We start from the raw sequence: 20,058 nt of genomic DNA, 5'->3' as shown, positions 1-20,058 counted from the left end.
AAACATGTCATCAACGATCGGAACCGTGCTGCGCCAAGGATGCGAAGCTCGTGGGCTGGACCCGACAGACGCAGTCCTTATTCATCATTCGAGCAACGCCGTCTATGTGCTACCACGCCATGACGCAGTCGCACGGGTCAGCCGGACAGAGGCGGATCCAGACCGACAGATCCGCACATACGCCGTAACACAATGGCTGACCACCGCATACAATTTCGATGCCACAGCTCCACTTCCTGGGGTGGAACCGATCGAGATCGCCGGACACACCATCGGATTCTGGACCTACTATCCACAGACAGACGACACCCCGGCGCCGACCTCCACAGAACTCGGACGGCTGCTGCGCACCCTGCATGACCTCCCCGCACCGTCGGCCCTGGAGTTGCCGACGTGGACGCCCCTGGAGTCGCTGCACGGGGCGCTACTGGAACAGCATGCTCTCGACTCGATCACACACGACGAACAGTCCTGGCTTCTCGAACGCATCGACGAGATCCGCAAAGAGCTGAGTGAGCTCGACTGGCCCCTCGGACTCGGTCTCATCCACGGCGATGCATGGGCAGGAAACCTACTGTGGGACAACGGAGCCGATCCCAAGACGGCAATCCTCGGCGACTGGGACTGGGTGAGCGTCGGCCCGCGCGAAGTCGACTTGATCCCTACATGGCACGCTTCGGTCCGCTACGGACGCGACCACACCTGGGTCCGCAACTTCATCGACGAATACGGCTACGACCTGTCCGCCTGGTCCGGCTACAACTTGCTGCTGGACATGCGAGACCTCGTACAACTAACCGGCCCCCTTCGCCGAGCTACGAGTTCACCCGCATACGCCCAGCGACTACGCCAACGACTAGACGACATCCGCGCAGGCAACCGAACGACACAGTGGAGCCAGTACCGAACACAAGGCAGCTGACATCGCCGACCCACCGCAACCCGAGGGTCCGGGCAGCCGCCACCCCAAATATGTCGGTGGAGAGCCAGCACGGCAGTTGGCAGGGTCCGCGACAGATCGACGCCACCGCCATCCGGTTCACACGCACCGGCGCCACAGTGACCAGCTCAGTCGACACCACGGTAGTGCCGACCCACGCTCCGCGAGGGGCGATCTCTTCTCGAGCTGCGGTGGCGCGATTGTCGATGATCAGCTTTCATGGAGATAGGGAGAATCGGCAGACTGGACCGAGAAAGAAAGTGTCCATGTCTATTCAGCCACGTGCAGGCCTCCCTCTGCCCGCAGATCCGGCCCTCGCCACACGCAAGCGCCATATAGGGCCTTCGACGATCGCGGTATCCATCATCAACGACCGTGCGCGACTATCCGGCCGCCGCATATTCGCTGAACTACGTTGGCCAGCAGGCCAACCCATCACCTATACCGTCGCTGGACATCTCATCGCCATCCGGTCGGCCCATCCCCACGCAACCCGCCATAGGATCAGCCGACTAGGACAGATACGACTGCCCGCAGCGACACGGCGCGCCACCGGCATCGTTCTCGGCGATCCCCTCCTCCTCATCGCCATACCCAATGCCGATGTCGTCGCCATCGTCCCGGCGCCGATCGTGTACGAGGCCCTGTCATCTGCTTTAGCACTCCTCCACGGTGCGGCATGATCCCCGACGACCACGAGGTTGCCCGGCTGTTTCTGGAGCGGTTGGGAATCCGCCCGGAAGAACTACTGCACACGACAACCCCCGCCAGCAAAACGCCAACCTTCGCTGAGTACGTACCGCGAGTCGCCGAAGCGGTTCCCGCCGGAGCCCGACGCACCTACCTTCCCTACTGGCGTCAACTCAGTCGGCGTTGGCCGGACCGCCCAATCGACCAACCAACACACCTCGAACTACAGGGTTTCGTTGAGCAGGCTCGACGTACCGCCGTCGTGCGCCGCAATAACCGCGGAGGGCGATCCGCCGCCGAACACATGGTCTGCGCCATTCGCTGCCTCTACCGATACGCCAGCAACGACGGGCACATTTCCGCCTCCACCAACCCGTCCGCGCATCTGGAGAAGCCACCACGACTTCCCGGCACACGTCGCGCACTGTCCACCCGCCAACTCGAACAAATCAACCATGCCGCCGCAACCACAGGAGACGACCCCGAACTCGACACCCTCCTCCTGCGACTACACCTCGAAACCGCCTGCCGCACAGGTGGCGCCCTCAAACTTCGCCAAGAAGACCTCGACCCCGAGCAATGCTTGATCCGACTGTCCGGCAAGGGCGGAACCCTGCACTGGCAGCCGGTCTCCCCCACCTTGATGACCCGATTGATCGCACACGGTGAACGAAGCCCCGATCCAGGACTCCAACTGTTGCGATACCAACACGGCCGTCCGATCACCCGACGCCGGTACGACCACCTCTGGAATCGAATCGGCCGCCACCTACCCTGGGTCGCCACCCAGCAGATAACAACCCACTGGCTCCGACACACCACCCTGACCTGGGTCGAACGCAACTTCGGATACGCCACCGCCCGCGCATTCGCGGCCCACGCCGGACCAACCGGCCAAGACGGCGCCACCCTCACATACGTCCGAGCATCCATCGAAGAAGTCGCATCAGCCGTAACCGCACTCACTGGCGAACCGCACCCCCTCGCAATCTAACGTCCAAGCGCGCCTCACCGAAGGTCTCGACCAGACCTATCTCACCAAGACCGGTCCGGAAGTTCCGACCCAGCGCTGCGAGGGCGATGCAGTCACGCACTCCCGAAGCGAAAGGCGTTGATTCTCGCCGGGCACTTCAGCCCGACGCAGTCTCGACCATGCGAGCACCACGAACCACACGATGCCGTTGAGATTCTCGCCGGGCGCTTCGGCCCGGCGCTGCGTGGTGCACTTCAACAACCAAGTGACCATGCTCGCGTTGAGATTCTCGCCGGGCGCTTCGGCCCGGCGCTGCCCGATGCGCGGTCATTTTGGCAGCGATGGTGTGGTTGAGATTCTCGCCGGGCGCTTCGGCCCGGCGCTGCCAGCTCGGGCGCTGCGAATGGTGGTCATCTGCTCAAGTTGAGATTCTCGCCGGGCGCTTCGGCCCGGCGCTGCGCAGGGCGTGCCCGACGACACCCGCGATCTGGTTGTTGAGATTCTCGCCGGGCGCTTCGGCCCGGCGCTGCGGGGCCCCGTTCATGCATTACGGGGTTACGTTGGTGTTGAGATTCTCGCCGGGCGCTTCGGCCCGGCGCTGCTGCCGTCCACCGGCCCCCACGTCACCCCGTCGGGGTTGAGATTCTCGCCGGGCGCTTCGGCCCGGCGCTGCCACCCGCGCGGCTGCCGCTGCCGCCTTGGCCTCGTTGTTGAGATTCTCGCCGGGCGCTTCGGCCGGGCGCTGCCCTGGATGAGCTGCGAATTTTCGCCTCAGCATATGGAACAGATGGTGCTTTCGGCTTATCGAACTATCGCTTGCCCTGGTCGCGGGTTGAGAACGTTCCTGTTGTTGTGGTTGCGTTTGGGGTTCCGAACCGAGTCGTTACAGGACCAGGGGCGTGGAGTGCGGCGGTTGCACCGCGGCACCGAGGTGTCGGGCTGTCCGAAAGGCGCCGCGGTCGAGTTGGTAGATGCGGATGCTGTCGTGTGCCGAGTCGATGATTCTGGCGAGGGCAGCTTCTAGCAGTAGGCGGGTTGTTGGGGTACATGTGACTTCAAAGACGGATTTTTGGACGCGGTGTCCGTATCCTTCGCAAGTCTTCGCGACGTGACGGAGTCTGCGGGTGCCCGCTGGGGTGGTGGTGTCTACGTCGTAGGTGATGAGAAGTTCCATCAGGACACTGTCCAGGGGATGTACGTATCGGTGTCGCCACGTAGGTGGCGGGCCAGTAGTCGCGCTTGGACGAGTGGGAGAAGCGCAGCGGGGATCTCGCGGTCGAGATAGGCGTGGGGCCACGTACGTTCGCGTGCTGTGGACCATTGTTCGAGGAAGAATTTGCGGCCTTCGTCAGTCAGGTGGATCTGTCCGCCTGGGAGTTGTTGCATATAGGTTGGTTTGATTTGTGTTCGGTTGAGCAAAGTGAGCACGAGGCGGTCGACCAGCAGCGGCCGGAATTCTTCCATAAGGTCGAGTGCAAGTGCGGGTTTGGCCGGACGGATACCGTGAAGGTATCCGATGTAGGGGTCGAGCCCGACTTGTTCGAGGGCGCCGTGGACAGCGGCACGGAGCATGCCGTAGCCGAATGACAGTAGGCAGTTGACCGGGTCGGTGGCTGGTCGTTTGTTTCTGCCGACTTTGGCGCCAGGCACCAGGGTGGGCATTGCTTGGAAGTAGTCGCGGGCGGCGCGGCCTTCGATGCCGCGTATCTCGTCCAGCGTGGCGGCATCTCGCAGGGTGATCAGTGATGTGCCGTGGCGGTCTGCGATGGCGCGAAGTGTGGTTTGCCGGTCTCTGGTGAGATCGCGCGCTGACCGCAGCAGTAGCTGACGGTAGTTGTGCAGCTTGCCTGCGACCATCGATCGGGCGATGGCCAACCGCAGGTCCGGGTTGTGGTGGGCGTGGATTTGCTGGATGCGCAGGTGTGGGTTGCCGGTCAGAGGTCCGCTGACTCGCGCGAGGAACTTGCCGTTGCGTGTCAGCCACGTCACGCCGCGTGCGTCGGCGGCGCATCGGTGCATGAGGTCGTCGGTAATGGTTACGCCGTTGAAGGCAACGATGTGATCGAGGCGGATGAGAGGCAGCAGATGTCGACCCGGCTTGTCCGGGTGATAGACGCGCAGCGCGTCCCCGTCGAGGTGCAGGCTGGTGCCTGGTGTGGTGACGTAGAGGGTTTTGAGCAGCTCAGTCATCGTGGTTTCGGATTGGTCGCGGTGTGAACAAGTCGATCGAGTTTCGCCGTGCTGTTTCTGGTAGGCAGCCCGGGCGTAGCGAGCATCGCGTGCAGCGGTGGTCGTTCGCCGGTGGCGGCGGTGTGAATTCGGTGATGCGTCGCCGCAACTGCTCAATTGCGTCTCGCACTGCAGCTTCGAGGGCGCTGTCGACGGCGATGCGGTAGTGTCGGCGGCTCTTTCCCGCGAACAACTCTCCGTGCGGCACGGGTTGGTCGAACATTTCTCGCAGACACAAGACCTGCGCTGCCACCTGTAGGTCGGCTGGGCCGCCGGGGGTGTAGCGGCCGGATTTGTGTTCGACTGGTATCGGACCGCCCGGTGTGCGGTGAACTGTGTCGCAGATGCCGTGGATCCCCAGTTCGTGGTTGTGCACGGGCAGCGCACGCCATATGCGTGCGCCTGTGCGTCCGGTCAGTGTGCCGCCGCGGTCGACTGCCTCATGCGCAAGGTCGCCGCGGACGGTGTCGGTGTTGGACTCGAAATAGGTTTCCTGCCAGATCAGCACCGCCTGCCTGGGGCAGTAGGCGTGATGCTCGATCGCCGAGATCGGCACACTCCATCGGTCGTTGGTGAGAGACTGCTCCGGCATCACCGGTCAGCTGAACACTTCGGTGTAGGTGACACCGGACGGCAGGGCACCGGTGTCTACCGGTGTCACGGTGTAGTCGCTGAACTGGCGTGGGCTCCAGTCAGCAGTCTCACGTTGCTGTGGGTCTCGGTTCGCGTCGATCTTGACGTGGGCGAAAAGTTTGTGGGCGGGAGCGTTGCCGAAGACGTTGTCGTGGCTGAATACGTGCAGTCCGCGCGCGCTCATACGGCCGCGAGTTGCCGAGGCATCGTGATCGAACATCATTTCCATCACTTGGTAAAGCAGTTCGAAATCTTTGGTGTCGACGCCTGTCTGGCCGCCGCGGGCGGCGGAGTAGGTGATCTCGACCCGGTACAGTCCGTAGGGCACAGTCCATTTGGAGCCCATCTCTGTGCTTTCCCCGTTGTCGATGTCTTCTTGGCGGGTTTGGGTGACACGAGTAATGGCGTGTTCGGTGGGGATGACCGGGTCGAGTGAGCGGGCCATCCCGAACTGCAGCGGGCCACGGATGCTGCCCAGCGCGTTGGTCTCGCCGGTGGACAACACCGCCCCGAACAATCGGATATCGGCATACCGGTCGCACAGCCAGATCCTCGCCGCCGCAGCTTGGTCTGCCGTCAGTTTCGCTTTCTCTCTGCCACTCTTCCGAGTGTTGCTTGCGGGTGTCTCGACCCCGGTGGCTGTCAGGGATTCTTTGAGCCGGGTGTTCAGCGCGTGACCGGCCTCGACGAAGATGCCGTAGCGCGGATTGCCCGCTGCGGCCAAGGCCAGGCCGTCGCGGATCTTACGTTTCAAGCACACGTCGGTGACCAGTCCGTGGCCGGATTCGAGGTCGACGCGTGGCTGGTTGCCTGCGTCGGGGTCGCCGTTGGGGTTGCCGTCGGTGACATCGAACAGAAAAACCATGTCGTGACGCACCGCAGGGTTCAGGTGTGCGGCAGGGTGAGCAGTCATCGGAGTGGGAGTCCTTCCTGAAGGGTGTCGAGTTGTCACGCCTGGTCGGTGGCTGTGCTCGTGGGGATGGTCCGGTGGGCGAGCTGATGGTGGTAGCCGAGAATGAATTGCTCCTGCTGGCGCAAGTTGTTGCGCATCGGAACGCCCCCTGCCTGTTCGAGCAGGTCATACAGCTCGGTCAACCGGTTCTTGTACCAGCCAGCGCGTCTGGAGCTGTCGCGGCGGCGGATCTTAGTCAGCCACGCAGCGGCTTCTTTGCGCCCCTGCACCAGAACGGGTCTGGGCGTATCGACGGCGCGGCGCAGAAAGCGGTCACCGAAAGTGCTGTTGACCTCGCGCCGCGCGACATCGCCTGCCGCCTCTTGGTCCGGCTCGGTCGAGCTGTCCGGCTCGCTCTTGGGTTTGCGGTGTGCGGCTCGTTGAGTGTCCTCCAAGGCGGCGAACAGCCGGCCAGCGATATAAGCGGGATCGGTGCAGGTTTCGTCCAGGGACATCGGTACCGTGTCGTCCTTCGGTCGGTGCGGGTTTCGGGATAAGGCGAGCCGCACAAGCGCGGCGCGGTGGTCGTCGATCCGGCTGTCGCTGCGGATGCGGTGGATCAGGTGTGAGCGCATTGCCACCGGTAACGGCTCGTTGAGCACCGCCACCCGTAAGAGCTGATGCAGAGCATGGTCGGGTCGGTCGGCGTTCTTAGCGCCGAACGGTCGGTAGCGCTTACTGTTCTCATCCCAGCGGCCCAGACACGCCGCGAGAGCAGTTGGGCTGTGCACCCACTTGCCAGCGGGAATTTCGGTCCCGTCCCGCCGCCGTAGCGGCTGGGTCCTCCGTGGGGTGTTCTTGTGATCGGTGAACCATGCCAGGATGTTGGTGTCGTGGTTGACGACGCCATCGTCTTTGCTGGTCAGGGCGATATCGAGCCATTCGCGGACCATGATCCGGGCGACGTTGCCGCCGACAGCCAACCAGCAGAACCGGCCGTGGAGACGCTGGGTGCGTTCGCGAGCCTGGTGTACCGATTCGAAGAACGCGTCGACCTCGGCCGGATCGGGTTCGAGCATCAGTTGCATGCGGTCGGGTTCGTCGGTCTCGGCGACCCACCACGCAACTCGCGTGTCCTGTCCTGAGTAGGTCAGCGCGTGGTCAGAAGATAAAACACCGGTCAGCCCGACCATCACATCGTCGGCGCACGTCAAGCAGATCGGAGTGTGGGTCAGTTGAGGGGCCAAGTCGTAGCCGAACATCCGCTCGTTGATGCTGACCAGCGCCGTGTCGTTGCTGGCGCCGGGTACCAGCGTCGCAGGGACTTTGCCCGGGATCGTGTTCGCCAGCGGGGCCAGACGTCGGCATACCATGCATACCCCCCTGCGCCCACTGCCTTTCGTCAGGCCGACACGGGTCCGCCAGAACTCCGCCGCGCTCGGACTGCGGTAGGCATACCGGCCGTCGACCGCGATTACCACGCCGTCCTTCGCGCGCACCTCCTCTGGACGCGCCAGCGCTGCCAAGGCGCCGGAACGATATAGATCGGCCAAGAGGTGCGGTATCCGGTCCTGCTCGGCGGGTACCTCGGCAGCCCAGTCATCGATCAAAGCGACGAACGCGCTGTGACAGTCGGCGACCCGCGACTCGTCGGTACTGTCATCTCCCCAACCCAGAACGTACTGAGCATCGTCGGCCGCGAGATTCGGCGATATTCCCACGGTGCGAGTCGACGCCGGCACAGTGTGCACGACCCCTCGCTTCGGCCTGTCCTGATCGCGCAGCGGCTGCAAAGTCGGCGCAACGTTGGTGCGGATATCCAACTTCCACCGAAACTCTCGATCTCGGTGAAACGCCGGCACTGCGCTGCGATTCTCCCTCGCATAGGAGGTCAAACGTTCCAACAACATTCAGGACACCCCCACCGCATCGTCTCCGATCCCGCGCCTGGGGACCTCCAACACACCATGCATAAGGCGGGCACGAAACCACATGGACCGACGCGGCGTAGTCGAGTAGTCGATGCTGTGCAGCATCATCCCCAGATCGGCCGATACCTCAATCGGTGCGCGATCGTCCGGTTCCTCGAACGCCGCGGGGAACTCCCGCGTACCCAGGTACGGCTGGCTGAAGCACTGCCCGCGGGCCACCCGCCGCCGCAGCTGATCCCGATACGCCGCCTCGGGCTTGTCCGCATGCGGCATCAACTCGATTTGCGCATGGATACGGTAAGCGACATCCTTCAAGCACAACGCATTCCGTTGCACGCGATGTGCAACGGTGTCGACCGTCCGACCCGCGGACACCGCATCGGTCAGCGAAGCCAGGTCCGTGGTCTCGTTACGGCGCAACGTAAACGTCCTGATCGGACTAAGAACCTCGATCTTCTGTATCCGATACCGGAACTCCGGTTTCCAGTAAATCGCCGTCAACACCCCAGTCGCTGCAGTCGGCGTCATCACCGAATACGTCAACCGCTCAGCAGTCAACCCCGGCTGCGTGAACAACGCGCCCGGACCGTGAACTTGAATAACCAAAACCATGAACCACCCCATCCTTCCGGAACCCATTGAGCAAGACGTGATCGCGGTGGTAGATCACGTATGCCCTCGAACCCGTTGCGGGATCATGCCTTATGGCACCGACAAGTTCGCAGCGATTGACGGATCTACGCCATCAGCCGCACCATGTCGCCCCTCGAGCCACCAGAGGAGGGAGAATTCAACCGACCAGTCGCTTTAAACGAGCCGGAAAACGTCATCCGAAAAGAACTGTTCGGCGTGAAATGTCGAGCATTCGACAGGTACTGCTCGAACCGCGTCAGCAGGCCCTCTTATGCGACAGCCAGGCAGCTCCGGCTTCCGGTCAGAAAACTGTTGAAATACTGCCCTCATCGAGCCCGACGCCGCGGGCAGTTCGGGGATCCCAGTCGTAAGCGCCCTTCCATACACCAAGATCACCGACAACAGCATCGATCAGGGCCGCCACTTCAGGCCGTTGAGTGATGCTCGTGCGCAACTGGACGATCCACGGTTGCAACTGTCGAAGCGCAGCGCCAGCCCGCACGGTGCCCGCAGCGAGGTCAGCCAGCATCGCTTCTACCCGTGCGGCGTCCTCGTGATCAAGGACGGCCACCGGCATCGACTCGTCAGTGATCATCCGGAACGCTCTTTTCCGATCGCGCCGCTTCGAACCACCGGCGTCCACGAGCGGACCATCGGACACCGCGATGAAGTCCAGCCCTTCTCGATTACGTTGAACAACTTGACCTACGGGCGCGTTCGATGAATCCACCCGATGCTGGTCGAGCTGCAGATCGGCGTATAGCTCTTCGTAGTAGCGAGCCAACGCCCGTTGATCGTCCAGTGCGGCTCCGTCAGGCCCGAAATGCGTCACCGTCAGCGAGCACGCCAGCTCATACTCGGTAGGGCGACGACCCTCTGCGGGGTCGAAGACAACAACCAGCCCACCTTCGTCGTGTTCGCCGTGGCGGTTGGCGCGGCCGGCAGCCTGTTGCAGCGAGTCAGCCGGAGCCAACGCGCGCCACACCGTCGGGAAGCTGAGATCAACACCGGCCTCCACCAACTGCGTCGCGACGAGGACTGTCGGCCGACCCGCCCGTAACCGCTCGGTCACCTTCGCCAGAACAGCGCGGCGGTGAATGGGGCACATTCGAGTCGACAGGTGCCACACATCGTTCCGATGCCGCGAAACCAACCGGAACAGGCCTCGAGCATCAGCAACGGAGTTGACAACCACCATTGCTTGGGCTTGCCCGATCACCGCATCGGCGATCTCCTGCCAGGTCGGTTTCGGATCCAGCCGCCACTCGTAGCGCACTCGGCGGGCTCGATGAAACAGCGGTTGCGGATCTGCGATGATCTCTCTGATACGAACCTCGTCGTAGGTCTCGGACGCCTTCCACACCGACAGCGCCTGAAACTGCGGCTGCGTCGCCGAGGTCAACAACACTGTCGTACCGAAAGCCTCCGCGAGAATCCGCAATCCACTCAAGATCGGCAGCAACAGCCGCGTCGGCAGTGCTTGCACCTCATCCAGGATCACAACCGCGTTCGCCAACCGGTGCACCTTGCGGACCTCAGAAGGTCTGCGGCCGAACAATGACTCGAACAGCTGCACCGTGGTGGTCACCACGAACGGCGCGTCCCAGTTCTCCGCCGCCAACCGCGCCCACCGATCACGGGTACTGGTCACGGCCGGGTCTTGGCTGTCGTCGCGTTCATCGAAGCGGACGCTCGAATGATGCTCCAGTACCACCGGCTCGTCACTGTCATCGAGCAATCGCCGGTAGACATCAGCGTTCTGCTCGGTGATCGTGATGAAAGGCACCGCCACAATCACCCGCGATTTGCCCCATTGCGCTGCATGATGCAGCCCGAACGCCCCCTGCGCGAACGTCTTTCCCAAGCCCGTCGGTGCCGCCAGCCGGTACAGGCCGGGTTCGCCAGCGGCAGCCGCCACCGCGGCCTCATACACCTGCGAACGCAACTGACCGATCTCGTCGCCCCGATCATCAATCAGCGCCGCACGACGGCGTTCGAACCGCTGCACAAGCATCCGCATATCCGTCGGCGGCGCGACCTGCGGGCCCGGCAGGCCACGTTGGTGTGCTGCGGTATCCAGATGATCGGCATCCACCAACGCCGAAAACACCATCCGCAGCCGCATCTCCCACACCAGCTTCTCCGACACCCCCCGCCACCTACCCGGATACAACCGCCGCCCAGCGAACACACCAGAAGCCTCTGGCACAGCGAACAAGAACCGAGCCGCAGCCTCATCATCGTCATCGCTGAGCAAACTGGTCAGGACATCCCTCAGCTGTGAGGGATTCGTCAAACCTCCGTGATGACCCAACACCGCCATCGCTGCCAAACCACAAACATCGAAGACCAACCGCGCACCCAACTGCTTATGCGCAACCCCCACCCGGTTCGCGGTGCCCTCCACCTCCAACAACCGCTGCTGCCAAGCACACGACGCCTTCCCCGCATCATGAAACAACCCCAACACATACGCCAACTCCCCCGCGCCGAACACCGAAGCGAAGCGAGACGCCCACAGCGCAGTCGACCTGCAATGCTCATCGAGCCCGTGGCGAACTCCCGACACCGCACTCCGGCTGTGCGCCCAAAGAACCATTCCGCCAATCTATCCCCGAGCACCGACCGTTCATCCGACCAACGACTAGGCAGCGCGACGCTCGGCGTTGGCGATGGCAAACCCACGGGTGTAGACGTTTCCGCGACCGTGGAGAGTCTCGCCGAGCGCGGACGCTCGGCGCTGGGTGCGCCACCGGAGCGCAACGGGAGCTGACCGTGCTGTTGAGATTCTCGCCGAGCGCGGACGCTCGGCGCTGGTCCAGAACAGTGGCGCCGTGTCGAACCAGTGGCAGTTGAGATTCTCGCCGAGCGCGAACGCTCGGCGCTGGACCGACGTCGGTCTGTTGACTGTGCAGACGGCCAGCCTGTTGAGATTCTCGCCGAGCGCGAACGCTCGGCGCTGGCAGGTTCTGCTCCAGTTTCTGGGCCTGCTCCTTCTGTTGAGATTCTCGTCGAGCGCGAACGCTCGGCGCTGGCGGGGAGTACTCGGCGATGTCACCTTCATCGCCCGGATGTTGAGATTCTCGCCGAGCGCGAACGCTCGGCGCTGGCGGAAACAGCCGCTCGGGCACCCCAAGATCGTTGATGTTGAGATTCTCGCCGAGCGCGAACGCTCGGCGCTGGAACAACGTCTACAGCGTCTACATCAACGGCGTGAAGTTGAGATTCTCGCCGAGCGCGAACGCTCGGCGCTGGTGTACTTGCGCAGTGCCTCATCGACGTCGGTCACATTGTTGAGATTCTCGCCGAGCGCGAACGCTCGGCGCTGGTGCGTCGACTTCCCGCACTCACGCATCGATGTGGCCGACGTTGAGATTCTCGCCGAGCGCGAACGCTCGGCGCTGGGTCGAGTAGTCGCCGCAGTCGTCGCATCGGTCGGTGTTGAGATTCTCGCCGAGCGCGAACGCTCGGCGCTGGTTCGGACAGCCACGGCAGCGGCGCCGGCTCCTCAATGTTGAGATTCTCGCCGAGCGCGAACGCTCGGCGCTGGACAAAGCGCGAGCTGTTCGAGCGCGCGCTGCTGCGCGTTGAGATTCTCGCCGAGCGCGAACGCTCGGCGCTGGTCCGGGTCGAGCGGATGTATTGCGATCCGCCGCACTGGTTGAGATTCTCGCCGAGCGCGAACGCTCGGCGCTGGCACCAACCGCATTCCCTGGTTCTGGCGAGTCAGGGTTGAGATTCTCGCCGAGCGCGAAGCTCGACGCTGGCAACAAGATCGGTGTCGTCCTGCCCGATCTGGTGAACGTTGAGATTCTCGCCGAGCGCGAACGCTCGGCGCTGGCTCTTCGGGGGAGGGTGCGGACCAGCTCAGGGCCGGGTTGAGATTCTCGCCGAGCGCGAACGCTCGGCGCTGGCATAGGGGCTCACACCGCCATCGAACCTTCCTTCGGAGTTGAGATTCTCGCCGAGCGCGAACGCTCGGCGCTGGGCTCGATGACCTGGGCTTTTCACCGGAAGCATACAGATTGCATCGCGATGCATTGGTCATCAGATGTTGTTCTCCCTGGTCACTGGTTCGGAACCCTCCTGGTGACTTCGTCGCGCTTGAGGTTCCGAGCCGAGCGTGGATCAATACGAACGAGGTTTTGGTAATTCATGCGCCGCACCGCACTTGTCGGCAGCCGGACCGTGCCGCCAGCGGCGCGGTCCGGAACTCGCAGCGGCCCAGCACGCTGATCAGGTTCTTGCTCCTGAGTCTGTCAGCATGGGAATTCCGTTCCGACCCGTTTGTCATTTCGCCCGCTGGGAATGATTCGCATGCAATGGATTTCACTCATTGGGGACGCTCGAGCGGGGGTTAGCTCGGACATCTCTGATCTCAGCAACGTGTCGCAGTACGGTCGGCCACGAGGCTGCCCGAGCCCCTCGGAACCCGCAATGATGGCACGAAACCGCGCAGCTACAACTCCAGGGATTCGAATACGCGGCTATCACAACTAAGTACGTAAATTGCATTGCATTCCAATTCATTCCGTTCACGGTGATATAAACTGCAATGCAATGGATTTCGCTCGGATCGATCGGGGGGTTGCGGCCGGCTGCCGGTCAGGCAGCCAGCGCGAGCATGTTCGCGCGGACCCGAGGAAGCCGGTGCGCGATGACCTGGGCAGCGGATTCGCTGGCACGGCGGTCGTTGTGACCGTAGATGCGGTCGGTCACGGCAACCGATTCGTGCCCCGCGTCACGAGATACCACGAAGATGGGCACACCGTCCTGCAACTTCCACGAGATGCCAGTGTGGCGCAACGTGTACGGCGGCAGGTGCTTGATCCGCAGAGTCTTCACCGCCGTGCCGTACTGCGCGATCAGCGCCTCGGGGTCGGCGCCACGCCATTGCGCCTTCTTCGTGAACGGGCTCAGCTGGGCCCGCGCGCGGATGTTCTCACCACACTCGAACGCCGCAGCCGCAGAGGCGAGCGCGTCGAGGCGCCGCAGCGCCGGTTGCCATGCCTTCTCGTAGAAGTAGGACGCCCGGATCGGCGTGTCGTGGCGGGTGTGGAACAAACTCGTCCGCTGGACGAGAAAGATCCAGCCGCTCCAGGGTTTGCACCGGGATGTTGACGGTGCGGGTACCGCGCGCGGTCTTGGGGGCGCCCAGAACCAGACGCGACCCGGCGTCCTTCCACGCCTTGGTGATCCGCACCGCGCCGGTCACGGGGTGCACGTCACGCACCAGCAGCGCCCCGACCTCCGAGGGCCGTGCCATCGACACCAGACCGAACTCGGCCTGCGGACGCCACCGAGCAATAATCAGCTCCTCGAACAACTCTCTTTCGTCGTTGTCGAAGATGTCGTGCTCGGTGCCGCGATCGGCGGGCAGCCGCACCCCGGAGCATGGGTTGAACGGCAACAACGGCACCGGACGCTGCTCGACCGCCGCGCGCATGCCGCTGGACAGGAAGCCGTGCTTGTTCTTGATCGTCTTGGGCGCGTTGCCCTTGTCCTGGCTGAGGAACACGATCCGTGGCGTCGGTGTCCTGGGTGACCGCGTCCAGGCGCGCGGTTTCCCCGAAGAACGGGGTTATGTCGTTGCGGACGTAGCCAGGTAGTGGCGATGCGTGGGCGCGTCGATGCTGCCGACCTTCAGTAGCCGGTCGGCGTGGTCGTTGAGCCAGTCCGCCAGCAGCGTGCCATCGCCGGATCCGCCGCGTTTGGCGTCGAGGATCAGCCGTGCTTGGTCCAGGCCGTGGCGGGCGACGTAGTCGCACCACCATACCGCTTCCTCATAGTCTTCGTAGAAGCTCTCGGCTGTACCGCGACGTACGCCGCCACCCGACGAAGCAGTCGCTACCCGACCACAAATGTAAGGGAACATATCCTGCCGCTAGTCGGCGAGGGCGGCTACTCGTCTGTCGCCTGCCACGAGAAGCATATCGACCATTCGTTGCCAGCGTCTGGTCTGATCCTCGGTCGATAGATCGTCGCGACGTTCCCGAAGCCAACTCGGCAGCGCATGGCTCTGGGCACGGATTGCCGCACAACGATCGAGAAGCCTCTCCACCCAAATCATTCCAGTTTCGGCTTGGTCTGGGCCGTCAAGTTGCATAATGGCGCTGACCAGACGATCCAGACTATTCGACGTGCACGGGGTGACCTCTAGCCAGCGCTCGACCTGCGCCGACCAACCGAGAAGGTTGGTCCAATTGCTCGATATAATTTCATTCTCTGACGTTGCATAGCCCAGTCCAGGAGACCGGTCGGGGATCAGATATGGTGCTACTTCCTTCCAGCCGCGTTTTGACAGTATTCCTGAATCATTCTGCGCGGCATCGAGAATACGATCCATGAGATCGGGCCAGAGTCGACTGACATTTCTGCCAATCGTACTGTTTTCTCCGGCGGCGGCCGCAATGGCCATCAAGGATTCCGCAAGCAGTTCACCGTCGTTCAGATAGCGCTGCACGAAATCCAGTATGGTTTCACCATTTTCGTCGAAGGCTTGCCTAACCGCCGCACGTGCGGCCACAAGCGTGTCCCAACGGCCTCGACGCCGGTTCAGTCCACCTGCCAGCCTCGCGCGTTGATGTGCTGACAGAAGCACATCAAGCATCTTGCGGATCTCATCTTGGTGGCACACGCTACCCACCGCGGCCGAACCGACCGCACGGATAGCAGGAGTGAGCCGCGCCACCAGAATCGTTTCGGCGTCGGCGTTGTCGAGCGACTCGATCACCGGCGATCCGAGGCGGGCAAGACGGCGCTCGTGCCGATCTGTCCCCTCGCCGGTGGAGACGACGATAGAGTCCGCGCAAGACTCCTGCACTATTTCTATTGCGACCTGGTGGTGACAGCGCCCGTCCAGATGATCCGGATCGCACGGCGTCGACCAGATCACATCGAGTGCTTGGGCAAGAAACAGGCGGGCTTCGTCCGCTGCCCAGGACGCCACGGTCGCGATCACATCATTGAACTTCTGCACCCGTTCGGATGAATTGATACCGACAGCTCGTCTGAGGTCTATGGCTTCGGGAAGTAGGAGATATGGCAGAACTCCAGCTGCGGACCGGTCGACGCCTTGACTGAAAAACGAGTCGTCCCATCCATCAGTCGGATGCGCCGCGATGTGTTCTGCCACGCCGAGGACAGTCCTGACACTCCATTGCAGGTCCTCCACCGAGACGTCGGTTCGGCCGGTCAACGCAAGCTCGATGGCCGTCGCTGCGACCGCAACCGGCCCGTCAGCCGTCGGAATCATCACTGCCCGTGGAGGATTAGTCAGCAGATCTCTCGCTGATACGAGATCAGCAGCGAGATCCTCAGCACTCATGTCCGGCGCACGGCCGCCGTTCTGCGCACGGGCATGCGCATGACGAACGGTCAGGCCGACGACGTCATTCACTCGACGTAGGTCAGCGTCCGAAGTTTCGAAGACATCATCGAGTGCACGATCTACGATCGGACGCCACCAGATCAGGCCGCCCGCTTGAACCGCTTCATAGCGACCGCTATCGAGTGCCGCGGCACGCTTCTGGCCGATCGCAAGTTGCTCTCGTCCCTGCTGCGTGGATGGGTCGTCGATTCGAGCTATAGCCCTGGCCAGCAGCTGTTCACCGAGCAACTTCAACTGTCGGCTGCGGCCCTCCGATACACCGTGAGTGAGATACGCGGCGACTTGCCATAAGCTCCATGTGCGACGGTCCAGGTTGGATAACTCAGGAACTTGCGCTGCCAATCCACTTGATTCGTGTCCAACACGCTGATTCTCCATTTCCCACACCAACGGCTCAGACAAGAACGGCTCGATCGTCTCGCCCACCAATTCGAGGTGGCGCACCAGCATGCCAAACACCAGAGCCAGCATGGCGAGGCTCTCCGCGTCTTCGAGAAGTATCGACGTGATCTCGGCGATCCCGACCCCGGCTCGAACGCGTTCTTCGGTCACATACTCCAGGGCTTGCAACGCACTGATACACGGCACCGGACCGACTGCGGTGTTGCGGTACCACCTCCATACAGCTTCATCGCCGATATAAAGTTTCTCAGCGCCAGTGATAGACAACGGATGACGTGATGACCGCTCCTCCTCATCGACGGAATCACGTTGAAGGGCAACGTCCTTGAGCATGCGGTGTTCGACTGCGTGGTTCAGCATCGCATTGACGAGGCCGACGCCGCCGCGGTAGTCGCTGCGTAACATCGCCACGAAGGGGCCTCGGTCGAAGGCCGGAAACGGGGATACTCCGATGGTGTGATCGCGAATGCCGTCTTCGAGGGGGCTCAGTGAGCCGAAACCATCCGTGTCGATGTAGTAGGCGTCCGCTAGTTCTACTAGCAAACGCGGGTCGTAGGAGGCCAGACTTTCGGCGACACAGTCCGCCTCGATGACGGGCCCGATAGATTCCGGCTCGTCGGCCGCGATGCACGCCAACAGGACCGCAGCGTCGGCCCCGAGATCCGGGCCCGATAGCGCGAGAAGTTCGACCTCAAGTGGGCTGATCCATTCACTCGCTCGGCGGCGCTCCAATCGAGTCGATCCCCGCGCGTCCTCCGAGCACCGCTTCAAAATCGCCGTGCGGATCGACAGGCGGGTCGATTGCCCCGATTCGGTCCGTCGCGCGACATGCGCACGAAGCCAGTCACGAACCAGATTCGAGGTCGCCACGACCGAAACATACGACTGCCATTGGTCGACCAACCGCTGCACAATGGGCTCGGCGATCTCTGGGGCGAGTTGTCCAGCCCGCCGAAATCTCGTATCGAGAATTCGTAACGTTCTGGTGAGCGCGGGGGGCATACCCGGCTCCATCGTTGTCCACGCTTCGTCTAGAAGTGGTTCGGATCCCGGCAAGGCGAGCAGCGCTTCTGTGGGGACGTCGGCCCAACGTTCGCTGTGTCCGCCGGTGGCCAATTGGTCGAATCCTATTTGAAGGGCGGCGAACCGCCCAGCGCGTGGATGCTTCGGAGCCTCCGGTGCCGACAGAACGATCTCGCAGGCGATGCGAGCGGCAGGCAATGTCCACCGTGGTGTCCCTGCCGAGATCAACGCCGCGCTCAGATCAAGCGACTTGAGCAGATACCTCGCGATCGAATAGGTGCGCACCAGATCATGTTTGAATTCGGGAAGAAGATCCCATGGTAAGCCGCTCGCAGGCTGCAAAAGCCCAGTGCGGCGCAAGCCCTCAACAGCCGTCTGGTCGAGGCTGCCAGCAACCTCATCGATGTCACCTGGGCTGACGGCCTGAGCGGCGAGTTTCAACATGACCTGCTCGCGAGCACCAGCGGCCCCACCGCCAGGCTGTCCACCGTTGAAGACGAGGTGGCGCCACACATGACCGAGCGCCTCCGACTCACTCAGCGGCAAGCCGAGATCGCTGACCCTGCTGAGCAGATCGATGATGATCGGCCGCTTGAGCAGCTCGCGGGCGCGGGAATCGTCTGCCAACCGCTGAAGGCCGGGGAAGCGGCGAGCGGCAATCATCACGTCATCGTCGGTCAGTCCCGGAACCCTGTGTTCCCGCGGAGCGACACCGTCGAAGGTCAGCATTCCCGACACAACTGAAGCATTCTCGGCCGCTGTGACAGCGACCACCCTCATCCCAGCATCGTGCGCGCACCGTACGAGATAGGCAAAGACAGCACCGTGACCTTCGGCAACGGCGTCTGCCCCGTCGACAACGAACAGCCATTCCGAGGCTGCGTGTTCGCCGAACAGCTGTTCCAACGGACTATCGAGATGCGCCGCCAAGGCAAGTTGGTTGTCCGGCAACTGGCGCAGGTTGACAGCGATCGCTCGTTGATTCACATCCAGCGCCGCCGGTTCGATGATGTCCAAGACCAGCGCGCTCTTACCGACGCCGGATTCTCCGGTCACCACCACGTGACCATCGCCCAATACTGCCGCCAGCAGCTCACGACGCTCAAAATCTCGGGGCAGGCGTAACGCCGCTCCGCCCTCGGCCGGGATCACCTCCCGAGACACCGCCCTGCGGGCTTCGTGATCCAGGGCGAGGAGTCGACTCCAGCCAGTCGGGTGGACATACGCTGCGGACTCGTCGTCTCCGTGCAAACCTCGCCACGGCCGTCCGGTGTCGCTCGTCTCTTCGGTCTGGGCGAACGCGGCGGACAGTTGTTCGCCGGATTCTTGCTGGCTGGATCGCATCCCCCTTTTAGAACCACGCCATTGCCGAGCTTTTGCTCGCAATTCTTCCCAACTGGCCTTCTTTCCCTCGATCAGATGGGACTTGGTGCCCGAGTCGATCAGCAATCTCTCGACCAGAGCGCCGAAACCGCGGACATCACGGGGAATACGCCGTGGCTCTGTCACCCCGAGCCAGCCTTCGAGAGTTTTCGCCTTGACCGGCGTCTGCTTCGCAAGCCGCGCAGGCGTGGGCCTGCCAGCCTCCGTGTACAAGCGATCCAGCGACTCGGTGAACTGCCGGTAAGGATCGACGTCCGAACCCGGCCTACGCTGACTCACCACCCGAGCGCCCCCGAGCGGCCCCCCGCCCGACATCCAGCGACTCGCAGCGACTCGCAAAACCATTCCGCCTGCATACGAGCACTTTACCCGCGATCATGCTGTGCTCTGTCACCACCGATCGACTGCACTGGTTCCCGTACCGCCCACTACGACAGCGAACGGAACCCCCATGCCGATCTCCACCAAGATCTTGATCCTCGCCGGATTCGTCCTGCTGGCGATCATCACCGGCTACGCCACCGGGCACCTGGCCCACGCCGACGGCGCCACCGTGCCCGCCGCCATCCGCGCTGGCGCCATCGGCTTCGGCAGCACCCTCACCCTGCTGCTCGCGCTCCTCACCGCCTGTGCCCTACTCTGACCGCCCCGCGGCCCAACCGCCGCGCGGCCCAGCAAGATTATGTCCACCTTCAATCAGTGACGGCGTACGAGAAATAGGGTGACGAACTCGACCCGCCGCCCCTTCCTGTCAACAACCGCACAAGGCACAGGAGATCGTCGAGGTTGAGGGCGAGCCAGTCCATAGGGTGGGACCAGGACGGTGCCGCCGTCCCGGACGAAGCCGAGAAGTTCGCCGAAGCGTTGCCCGAAGAGTTGAGCCGCTGATGGTGGGTGCGACGGCTTCGGGTCAGAGGCGGGAGAGTGCCGCGGCGACCG

General features: G+C 63.0%; 14 protein-coding genes and 2 CRISPR repeat arrays. Of the genes, 3 read left to right on the top strand and 11 right to left on the bottom strand.

What is annotated here, in order from left to right; all coding sequences use genetic code 11:
- The first annotated feature begins 4 nt into the window (after positions 1-4).
- A complete protein-coding gene (locus ABZ552_RS13775; RefSeq protein ID WP_281873988.1) occupies positions 5-922 on the top strand; it encodes an aminoglycoside phosphotransferase family protein in 918 nt (305 codons plus the stop codon).
- Positions 923-1,619: 697 nt separating this feature from the next.
- Positions 1,620-2,624, top strand: a complete 1,005-nt coding sequence (locus ABZ552_RS13770; RefSeq protein WP_281873989.1) for a site-specific integrase — start codon at positions 1,620-1,622, stop codon at positions 2,622-2,624.
- Positions 2,625-2,738: 114 nt separating this feature from the next.
- Positions 2,739-3,349: a CRISPR direct-repeat array (repeat unit 37 nt; unit sequence GTTGAGATTCTCGCCGGGCGCTTCGGCCCGGCGCTGC).
- 137 nt (positions 3,350-3,486) lie between these two features.
- Here the strand turns inward: ABZ552_RS13770 and cas2 are convergent.
- From cas2 to ABZ552_RS13715, 11 genes are all read right to left on the bottom strand, one after another.
- Positions 3,487-3,777: a CRISPR-associated endonuclease Cas2 gene (gene cas2, locus ABZ552_RS13765; protein WP_350356338.1), complete on the bottom strand. Its 291-nt coding sequence runs from the start codon at positions 3,775-3,777 to the stop codon at positions 3,487-3,489.
- Positions 3,777-4,793 carry a type I-C CRISPR-associated endonuclease Cas1c gene (gene cas1c, locus ABZ552_RS13760; RefSeq protein ID WP_281873991.1) on the bottom strand — a complete coding sequence of 339 codons (1,017 nt, stop codon included), beginning with the start codon at positions 4,791-4,793 and terminating at the stop codon, positions 3,777-3,779. The genes cas2 and cas1c overlap by 1 nt, the downstream gene beginning before the upstream one ends.
- Positions 4,786-5,424: a CRISPR-associated protein Cas4 gene (cas4, locus tag ABZ552_RS13755; protein ID WP_281873993.1), complete on the bottom strand. Its 639-nt coding sequence runs from the start codon at positions 5,422-5,424 to the stop codon at positions 4,786-4,788. The genes cas1c and cas4 overlap by 8 nt, the downstream gene beginning before the upstream one ends.
- A 6-nt stretch (positions 5,425-5,430) precedes the next feature.
- Complete coding sequence (gene cas7c, locus ABZ552_RS13750; protein ID WP_281873994.1) at positions 5,431-6,378, bottom strand: type I-C CRISPR-associated protein Cas7/Csd2; 948 nt, start codon at positions 6,376-6,378, stop codon at positions 5,431-5,433.
- A gap of 35 nt (positions 6,379-6,413) precedes the next feature.
- Positions 6,414-8,267: a type I-C CRISPR-associated protein Cas8c/Csd1 gene (locus ABZ552_RS13745; protein ID WP_281873995.1), complete on the bottom strand. Its 1,854-nt coding sequence runs from the start codon at positions 8,265-8,267 to the stop codon at positions 6,414-6,416.
- Positions 8,268-8,900 carry a type I-C CRISPR-associated protein Cas5c gene (cas5c, locus tag ABZ552_RS13740; protein WP_281873997.1) on the bottom strand — a complete coding sequence of 211 codons (633 nt, stop codon included), beginning with the start codon at positions 8,898-8,900 and terminating at the stop codon, positions 8,268-8,270.
- Between the two features lie 322 nt (positions 8,901-9,222).
- Positions 9,223-11,520, bottom strand: a complete 2,298-nt coding sequence (gene cas3 / locus ABZ552_RS13735; protein WP_281873998.1) for a CRISPR-associated helicase Cas3' — start codon at positions 11,518-11,520, stop codon at positions 9,223-9,225.
- A gap of 108 nt (positions 11,521-11,628) precedes the next feature.
- Positions 11,629-12,909: direct repeats of the CRISPR family, unit length 37 nt; unit sequence GTTGAGATTCTCGCCGAGCGCGAACGCTCGGCGCTGG.
- A gap of 617 nt (positions 12,910-13,526) precedes the next feature.
- Positions 13,527-13,766: a hypothetical protein gene (locus tag ABZ552_RS13730; RefSeq protein WP_357437277.1), complete on the bottom strand. Its 240-nt coding sequence runs from the start codon at positions 13,764-13,766 to the stop codon at positions 13,527-13,529.
- Between the two features lie 97 nt (positions 13,767-13,863).
- Positions 13,864-14,439, bottom strand: a complete 576-nt coding sequence (locus ABZ552_RS13725) for a hypothetical protein (RefSeq protein WP_281874000.1) — start codon at positions 14,437-14,439, stop codon at positions 13,864-13,866.
- A gap of 63 nt (positions 14,440-14,502) precedes the next feature.
- On the bottom strand, positions 14,503-14,796 hold the full coding sequence (locus ABZ552_RS13720) for a hypothetical protein (protein WP_281874002.1): 294 nt from the start codon (positions 14,794-14,796) through the stop codon (positions 14,503-14,505).
- 9 nt (positions 14,797-14,805) lie between these two features.
- Complete coding sequence (locus ABZ552_RS13715; RefSeq protein ID WP_281874004.1) at positions 14,806-19,464, bottom strand: hypothetical protein; 4,659 nt, start codon at positions 19,462-19,464, stop codon at positions 14,806-14,808.
- Positions 19,465-19,570: 106 nt separating this feature from the next.
- Between ABZ552_RS13715 and ABZ552_RS13710 the strand changes: the two genes are divergently transcribed.
- Complete coding sequence (locus tag ABZ552_RS13710; RefSeq protein WP_281874006.1) at positions 19,571-19,762, top strand: hypothetical protein; 192 nt, start codon at positions 19,571-19,573, stop codon at positions 19,760-19,762.
- The last annotated feature ends 296 nt before the right edge of the window (positions 19,763-20,058 follow it).

This window comes from Nocardia sp. NPDC019219 (genome assembly GCF_040632645.1).
In the GTDB taxonomy this organism is placed as follows: Bacteria; Actinomycetota; Actinomycetes; order Mycobacteriales; family Mycobacteriaceae; genus Nocardia; species Nocardia sputorum.
The sequence above is the reverse complement of the archived record's forward strand: the minus strand, read 5'-3'. Positions and strand labels throughout refer to the sequence as shown.

Excerpts from the sequence above, each read along its gene's own strand:
- cas4 (WP_281873993.1), bottom strand. The coding sequence starts at position 5,424 with ATGCCGGAGCAGTCTCTCACCAACGACCGATGGAGTGTGCCGATCTCG.
- ABZ552_RS13770 (WP_281873989.1), top strand. The coding sequence starts at position 1,620 with ATGATCCCCGACGACCACGAGGTTGCCCGGCTGTTTCTGGAGCGGTTG.
- cas7c (WP_281873994.1), bottom strand. The coding sequence starts at position 6,378 with ATGACTGCTCACCCTGCCGCACACCTGAACCCTGCGGTGCGTCACGAC.
- cas2 (WP_350356338.1), bottom strand. The coding sequence starts at position 3,777 with ATGGAACTTCTCATCACCTACGACGTAGACACCACCACCCCAGCGGGC.
- ABZ552_RS13745 (WP_281873995.1), bottom strand. The coding sequence starts at position 8,267 with ATGTTGTTGGAACGTTTGACCTCCTATGCGAGGGAGAATCGCAGCGCA.
- cas3 (WP_281873998.1), bottom strand. The coding sequence starts at position 11,520 with ATGGTTCTTTGGGCGCACAGCCGGAGTGCGGTGTCGGGAGTTCGCCAC.
- ABZ552_RS13715 (WP_281874004.1), bottom strand. The coding sequence starts at position 19,464 with ATGGTTTTGCGAGTCGCTGCGAGTCGCTGGATGTCGGGCGGGGGGCCG.
- ABZ552_RS13710 (WP_281874006.1), top strand. The coding sequence starts at position 19,571 with ATGCCGATCTCCACCAAGATCTTGATCCTCGCCGGATTCGTCCTGCTG.
- ABZ552_RS13775 (WP_281873988.1), top strand. The coding sequence starts at position 5 with ATGTCATCAACGATCGGAACCGTGCTGCGCCAAGGATGCGAAGCTCGT.
- cas1c (WP_281873991.1), bottom strand. The coding sequence starts at position 4,793 with ATGACTGAGCTGCTCAAAACCCTCTACGTCACCACACCAGGCACCAGC.
- ABZ552_RS13720 (WP_281874002.1), bottom strand. The coding sequence starts at position 14,796 with ATGTTCCCTTACATTTGTGGTCGGGTAGCGACTGCTTCGTCGGGTGGC.
- cas5c (WP_281873997.1), bottom strand. The coding sequence starts at position 8,900 with ATGGTTTTGGTTATTCAAGTTCACGGTCCGGGCGCGTTGTTCACGCAG.